The 7,161-nt window shown below is 42.0% G+C and carries 6 protein-coding genes; 4 read left to right on the top strand and 2 right to left on the bottom strand.

The window, feature by feature from the left end:
- The first annotated feature begins 188 nt into the window (after positions 1–188).
- Together smpB and HWQ36_RS16335 are read left to right on the top strand one after the other, a co-directional pair.
- On the top strand, positions 189–656 hold the full coding sequence (smpB, locus tag HWQ36_RS16330; protein ID WP_012407256.1) for an SsrA-binding protein SmpB: 468 nt from the start codon (positions 189–191) through the stop codon (positions 654–656).
- 172 nt (positions 657–828) lie between these two features.
- On the top strand, positions 829–1,107 hold the full coding sequence (locus tag HWQ36_RS16335; RefSeq protein WP_292704707.1) for a WGxxGxxG family protein: 279 nt from the start codon (positions 829–831) through the stop codon (positions 1,105–1,107).
- 63 nt (positions 1,108–1,170) lie between these two features.
- Here the strand turns inward: HWQ36_RS16335 and HWQ36_RS16340 are convergent, their stop codons facing one another.
- Positions 1,171–2,589, bottom strand: a complete 1,419-nt coding sequence (locus tag HWQ36_RS16340; RefSeq protein ID WP_292704709.1) for an IctB family putative bicarbonate transporter — start codon at positions 2,587–2,589, stop codon at positions 1,171–1,173.
- Positions 2,590–2,784: 195 nt separating this feature from the next.
- Positions 2,785–4,344 (bottom strand): GAF domain-containing sensor histidine kinase, encoded by a 1,560-nt coding sequence (locus HWQ36_RS16345; RefSeq protein ID WP_292704711.1) that lies wholly within the window; start codon positions 4,342–4,344, stop codon positions 2,785–2,787.
- Between the two features lie 550 nt (positions 4,345–4,894).
- On the opposite strand from HWQ36_RS16345, the gene HWQ36_RS16350 reads away from it, so the two are divergent.
- Positions 4,895–6,088, top strand: a complete 1,194-nt coding sequence (locus HWQ36_RS16350) for a DegT/DnrJ/EryC1/StrS family aminotransferase (RefSeq protein WP_292704713.1) — start codon at positions 4,895–4,897, stop codon at positions 6,086–6,088.
- Positions 6,089–6,196: 108 nt separating this feature from the next.
- Positions 6,197–7,090 carry a cyanoexosortase B gene (gene crtB, locus HWQ36_RS16355; RefSeq protein WP_292704715.1) on the top strand — a complete coding sequence of 298 codons (894 nt, stop codon included), beginning with the start codon at positions 6,197–6,199 and terminating at the stop codon, positions 7,088–7,090.
- The last annotated feature ends 71 nt before the right edge of the window (positions 7,091–7,161 follow it).

The following is a 7,161-nucleotide window of genomic DNA, read 5'->3' on the forward strand; positions in this document are numbered from 1 at the left end:
CCCAAGTTCTGGATAAACCTCAGATGTATCTCGATATCAGGTAACTCAAAATTACCAGAAAACTCTTAATTGTGAACTTAGAAAAGCTAAATTAGTGATATGCAGTTCAATATTTATATGAATACCCTATAATTCACAAGGCAATCCAAATAATTTTTTAGGTACATTTAAAACGCACAAAATTATCAATGAGCGACAAGAACGAAGGTTACAAAGTTATTGCTGACAACCGTCAAGCCCGTTATTTGTATGAAATTCTGGAAACTTACGAAGCCGGAATTGAGTTGACAGGAACCGAGGTGAAGTCAATTCGTGCGGGTAAAGTAAATCTCCAAGATGGCTATGCTTTGCTTCGCAATGGCGAAGCATGGTTGATCAATATTCATATCTCGCCTTACAATGCCAGTGGACAATATTTTAATCATGAACCACGGCGGACACGAAAGCTGCTGTTGCATCGTCAAGAACTCCGCAAGCTAATTGGCAAAGTAGAACAGCAGGGTCTAACTTTAATCCCTTTGAAAATGTATCTCAAACGGGGTTGGGTAAAAGTCAGTATAGCCCTTGGCAAAGGTAAAAAGCTCCACGATAAACGAGAAGACCTGAAACGACGGCAAGATCAGCGTGACATTCAACGCGCAATGAAAAGTTATTAAGGGTCAAACTACCACACCAGAGCGAGAAACGGATTGCTGTGAAAACTATGTTGTATGTCCACAGCGTGAGTTGTAAAAATCCCTAGTTTATAGCCACAGATTGATTTTATTAAGGTTGGGACTCGATACAGTGGTGAGTAACTTCGGATGGCATAAGGAATTGTCACAACTTATGAAAAGTAATTTCATTACAGCTGTTGGCGCAGGCGTTCTCACCTTGAGTATGGGAATTTTACCCTTAACTCTATCCGCACAAGCTCAAACGACTACTGAACCTGGAGTCAATACTGCTCCTAGAACGACCACTTCCGATCGCAACGATTTTGATTGGGGTTGGCTAGGATTACTTGGTTTATTCGGTCTAGCTGGTTTAGCTGGTAAAAAGCGTGATAACGAACCGACTGCTTATCGCGACCCTAATGCCCCAGGTACTACTACTTACAGGGACTAGACAATTCAAAATTAACTTATTTGTCAGTTGTTGAGTAGAAAAACAACTGACAATTTGCTCATGTTAGTTTACTGCTGGTTCTGGGTTAGATGGAATTGTTTGGTTTTGAGTTAAAGGTGTCCAGTAGCTGGCAATTAAAGCAACGATGAGCCACCAGAGGGTGTTGACTTCAGGACGATACCAGACAGTATCTACCGTGCCGTGAGCTAGCATACCCAACAAAATAGCGATCGCTCCAATTAACCAAAATCCCTCTACACTTCTCAATCGTCGCAATCGTCGCACTTGCAAAAGCGCCGAATTAAATGTGACAATTATTAGCCAGAGAAAGCAGGCTAAACCAACAAACCCAGTTTCTACAGTCACTTCAAACAAAATCGAATAAGCACTCAAAGCAGTGTAACGAGGGTGTTGGTAGAGGGGATAAACTTTATTAAAAGAATTGTGACCAGGGCCAATGCCGAAAATTGGGCGATCGCGAATCATCTCAAAGACAGCATCCCACACATTTCGACGAAAATTATTACTGCTATCTTTACGGTCAGCAAAAATGCTGAACACCCGCAGGCGAACTGGCTCTACAAATATCACTGCTAACAGCAACATCCCGATTAAACCTCCCAAGACAATGGGTAGTGACCAAGTACGCCAAAAAGGAGGCATTTCCACACTCTTCCAAAAAACTAGCAATGCCATCACAGCCAAAACTGCCACCACTAGTCCAATCCAACCGCCACGACTAAAAGTCAGGATCAGGCAGGCACTATTGACAATTAACATTGTTAATGCTAGAGCTTTTTTGAGCCAGCTTTGCCATGCAAAAATTGCCACCAAGCTAAAAATTACTGCTGGTAAGAGGTATCCAGCCAATAAGTTGGGATTTCCTAAATAACTGTAGACCCTTGTAGTCTTAGATAGAGGAGATTCAGGATCAACCCAAGTTGCCAGTGCTGTGGCTCCAAAAAACCATTGCCGCAATCCATAGACACTGACAATTAACGATATGTGCAGATAAAGGGTGAGAATCCAAGACCGGAGGCGAGGCGACCTTAATACCCTGGCACAAAGGGCAAATAGTAGCAAATACAAGGTCAACGTTCCCAAGTCATTAAGTGCCGCTTTTTTCACTGGTGATAATGCTGTTGCGATTGCGGCAACTCCCCAGTAGAGCAATACCAGTAGGTGAATGGGAGTGACTGATGAGACATTTGCTGGTGTGACTTCATCAGATAAAGTCAACAACAGCCAAAATCCCACACAAGCCACCAGCAATAAGCCTACCAACGTACTCGAAGCAAAAGGTGCAAAAGCATATATTAAGCTGAGTAATACAGCTGCTGTCGCATCTCCCCACTGAATCAAGACGCTAGTTTGCCGCCAAGACCTTAACAGTCCCACCAGAGAACGGTGTACGTAACTGGTAGCAAGATATTCTTTGAGCGGTAAAGATGATAAAGTAAATAGTTGCCAGACTAAATTCATAAAAAACATTGCGATCAATTAGTCTGCCGACGCAGAACTTGGATTTGATCATAATGCCTATGACTATAAAAAGGTAATAACGTAGTTTGTAAATTAGTAATGACGCTTTTAATTCATGTACCTACTACATAACAAAGTATAAATTTGTCTTTCCCTATCCCCTATCACCTGTAACCTGTTCCCTACTGGCTGTGATTAGACATCACTAATTGCTTGTGAGGGAGTCGCCAGTTGCAGTGGCAAAGAAAGCACATAACGATATCCTGATTCTGGTGAACCTTGAATCAAAATTTGTCCAGCGTGCAACTCTGCTAGTTGACAACTTAGCAGTAGACCCAAGCTTTCACGAGAAAGGCTTCCATGTAATTTAGCTAAATTTAGACTTGAACTAGCAGCAAGAAAATTGGAGTGAGAATCACTCAGGCTTTTTGAATTGTCCACTGCTACTGATGAAGTATCTAGTTGCTGCTGGCCTTCTACATGAGTATTGTAAGTTGCGACCTCACCTGTTAACTCTAGCAGCGACAAAGAATTGAGACGGAAATAGGGGTCAACCTCAGTAATGCCGTCCCCTAACCAGGGATGAGAAACCCAAATAGTAATGTTGAGCGTATCTTCCTTGTAAGAAACATGAATGCGAACAATGCTACCTGTAGCCGAAAGTTGAATCACACTGAAAACCAGGTGATATAACATTTGTCGCACCTTGTCTTTATCTAAAGGCCAAATGCGATTGCGTCCCGGTTCTATAGAGAGGCGAATATCTTGCTCGCGGCGATTAGCCACTTCTTCAAGGGTATTGATAGCTTGTTGGCATAGCATTTCAATATCCACAGGAGCTAAATTCAGTACAGTTGAGTTGTCATCCATAGCTCCTAGTTCGGTAATTTCGTTTACTAGGGAAAGTAAGTACCGACCACTATGTTGGATAATTTCTAAATATTCTCTTTGCTTAGTCGTCAAAGGCCCATAAATTTCACGTCCTAAAACACTAGCCATACCAAGTACAGATGTTAAAGGCGTGCGTAACTCCTGAGTTAACTGACCCAAAAGTTCTAGTTTCAGTTGCTTGGTAGAAACAGAGTCGCTATCTTGAGTGGGTGCGGTGATTTTAATTTCAGTGTTACGTTCGTCATTAATTGAAAATATAGGAGCAGTCTTGAGAGTGGTTGATTCGAGTTTCCCTTGCAAAAGTCGGTTACGCTCAAATTCACTCATGCTCCAACGAGCTATGATTTGTAAAAACTCAATGTCTCGGGGTTTAAAATTGCGCGGCACTAAATCCATCACCGCCAATGCACCTAAACAATTTCCCTCAGCATCAATCAGTGGCGCTCCTAAGTAAGCACGAATCCCATAATCTTGCACTAACTTGCTGCTAGCAAGGACTGGATCTGTAAGTTCATGTATATCATTAATTACAAATACTTGAAAGCTATCTACTACCTGAGTGCAAAATGATTCCCGACGTGGTAGTTGGCGGCTTTGTGCCAAATGATTCATTAATCCCTGCCCCAGTCTAGATAAGCCTACCGCCGATTTGAACCAATGACGCTCTTGATCCACAAATCCCAATATGGAAATTGGTGCTTCTAAAAAGCGGGCGGCAGTCTGTGTGGCTTCTTCAAAAACCGGAATCGTTTCTGGTTGCCGCAAACCTAAATCTGACAAAGCTTTGAGGCGTTGTTGTTCCCTTGATTCATGAGAATCCCAACCATCCTTTAGGGCAAATAATTTGTTTTCAGGCTCCATCATTGCCACTGCTACCTTAATAATTTCTCGATACTGTAATTGATATAAGCCCTATTTCTGGGTTATCAATTGCTATTTTTAAGCATTCCCTAATTTTGCCTCTGACAAACAAATTTGAGGCAAAATTTTTTATCCCTTACATTAACTCGGCGACGCTGTATCCACAAGTTGCTAGTTGCTGGTGCTAAATATGGTTATTTAGCACTAGTGTAGTCTTTATTGCTTGGGATTTTACAGTCTGACTGCGTTAGATTTGGATTCAGCCAGGGTAATCTAATGCTAAGGATACAATACAAAGGGGCTGTGATTATTTATGTACAGAAGCAAAAATTCTTACTGGAAAATTCAAAGTAAATTTACTTACCAAAATTATATTTGTGTATTCTTTATAGCAATTATTACTTATAATAGCTAGCACTAATGGCTGACAATCCTAGATAGTTTATATAAGTCTCGATCCCATAGATTGAACCTATTACAATTTCATCCTGAAAATTGTGTAGGCTTTTTTATTTTTTCCATCTGAGGAAATATTTTTTGAGGACAACTAGTAATGAATAAAATGGCTATTAGAGTTCCTTTTGTAGACCTGAAGTTACAACACGAACCAATTCAAATGCAATTGCAACATGCAATCCAATCTGTATTAGAACAGGGAGATTTTATTTTAGGGCAAGCACTCTCAGATTTTGAAGCAGCATTTGCGGCAGTGTCGGGGGCAACTTATGGCGTTGGTGTTGCATCAGGAACAGATGCGATCGCTCTCGGATTGCAAGCCTGTAATATTGGTGCTGGTGATGAGGTAATTTTACCAGCAAATACTTTTATCGCAACCTTGATTGGGGTTATCCGGGCTGGCGCGAAGCCAATTCTGGTAGATTGCGATCGCCAAACAGCTTTAATTGATTTAGAGTCCGCAGCAAAGGCAATTACGCCTCAGACTAAAGCCATTATCCCTGTACATCTCTATGGTCAGATGGTATCGCCACGCGAACTCATCAACTTTGCTGATACCTACAAACTACTAATTTTTGAAGATGCCGCCCAAGCACACCTCGCCCAAAGAGACGGATATCACGCTGGTTCAGTAGGAATAGGAGCAGCTTTTAGTTTCTATCCCAGCAAAAATTTGGGAGCATTTGGGGATGGGGGAATGCTGCTGACACGAGATTCAGATGTTGCCCAGAAGATGGTGCGTTTGCGAAATTATGGTGCATCGCAAAAGTATTTTCATACTGAACCCGGTACGAATAGCCGCTTAGATACTTTACAAGCAGCAGTTTTGCACCAAAAATTACCATATTTGCCACAGTGGAATCGCGATCGCTTGACTATTGCCCAGCAGTATGATAATGAACTAGCACCCTTGGCAACTGCTGGTATTATCCCTATGGAAAACCAAAGTGATACAGGACACGTTTATCATCTTTATGTCATTAAAGTTGATGATTCTTGTCCAATAGAACGCCAGCAACTCCAGGAAAAACTCACAGCCGTGGGAATTCAAACTGGCATTCACTATCCAATTCCTTGTCATCTCCAGCCAGCATTCAGCAACTTAGGTTATCAGCCTGGAGATTTTCCCCAAGCAGAAAAACTGTCACAGCAAATATTATCATTACCGATGTATCCTGGTTTGACCAGTAGCCAAGTTAAAGAAGTTGTAGCTGCGATCGCTCATGCAGTCTCAACAATTTCTAAGGTAGATGAAACCTCCAATGCTGACTTTGACAGCGTGGTAGCCTGAAGTTAATTCATACTTACGTCATTTGTCATTTGTCATTTGTCATTTGTCATTTGTCATTTGCAAATAACGAATCCCCAATGCCCAATGCCCAATGCCCAATAAAAAATCATGGCACTCCAGCAACAGATTAGAAAAAGAAACGCCTCAGACTTATTGAATCTAGCTATCATAGGCGTTTTGCTGCTGCTCTATGCGCCTATATTGCTACACTGGTTGGATGGTTGGCTGAACAAAAATATCAGTACAGAACACGAATATTTCAGCCACGGGATTATTGGTTTACCATTTGCGGCTTATCTGGCCTGGATGAACCGGAAAAAGTGGACACGTTTACCAGATGCCATACATCCCTTGAGCGCTGTTTTATTGTTACTAGGGGCAGTGTTTTATCTTAGTGGTGTTACAGAGTGGGTTAACCTTTCCTTGCCCGTGATCCTAGCAGGATTATGTTTGTGGTTTAAAGGGATAGCAGGTTTGCGATCGCAAGGATTCCCCCTGCTACTAGTATTTTTGGCAACCCCGACGGCAGCACCGTATCTCATTGCCCCCTATACCTTGCCTCTCCAAAGCTTCATCGCTGGTACGGCAGGTTTCATATTGAATCAATTTGGTATGGACGTAACAGTAAATGAAATAAATCTCTACGTGGGAGGACGCATTGTAGAAGTTGCCCCCTATTGTGCAGGGTTGAAAATGTTGTTCACTACCCTCTACGTTGGTTTGATGCTGCTTTATTGGACAGATGGTTTATCTTCACGGCGCACAACCATATCGTTTTTATCTCTTGCTGCGATCGTTAGTACTTGTGCCAATATAATTCGTAACACCTTACTGACTTTCTTTCACGGCACAGGTCAAGAAGCAGCTTTTAAATGGCTACATGAAGGTTGGGGTGGTGACTTATACTCTGCTTGTATGCTGGTGTCATTAGTGCCCCTACTGAATTGGATTAGTAGCTATTTTTCAACATCTCTAGAAACTGAGCAAGAAACAGAAAGTTAGAACTATTGGCCAAACAGGGCATTGGGCATGGAAAAGAGGCAGAGGGGCGGGGGGCAGGGGGAAAACTCTTC

Origin of the sequence: Nostoc sp. NMS2, from assembly GCF_017115105.1 — a bacterium.
GTDB lineage: Bacteria > Cyanobacteriota > Cyanobacteriia > Cyanobacteriales > Nostocaceae > Nostoc.

Bases quoted from the DNA above. Each gene is read 5' to 3' on its own strand.
- HWQ36_RS16340 (WP_292704709.1), bottom strand. From the start codon at position 2,589: ATGAATTTAGTCTGGCAACTATTTACTTTATCATCTTTACCGCTCAAA.
- smpB (WP_012407256.1), top strand. From the start codon at position 189: ATGAGCGACAAGAACGAAGGTTACAAAGTTATTGCTGACAACCGTCAA.
- HWQ36_RS16350 (WP_292704713.1), top strand. From the start codon at position 4,895: ATGAATAAAATGGCTATTAGAGTTCCTTTTGTAGACCTGAAGTTACAA.
- crtB (WP_292704715.1), top strand. From the start codon at position 6,197: ATGGCACTCCAGCAACAGATTAGAAAAAGAAACGCCTCAGACTTATTG.
- HWQ36_RS16345 (WP_292704711.1), bottom strand. From the start codon at position 4,344: ATGATGGAGCCTGAAAACAAATTATTTGCCCTAAAGGATGGTTGGGAT.
- HWQ36_RS16335 (WP_292704707.1), top strand. From the start codon at position 829: ATGAAAAGTAATTTCATTACAGCTGTTGGCGCAGGCGTTCTCACCTTG.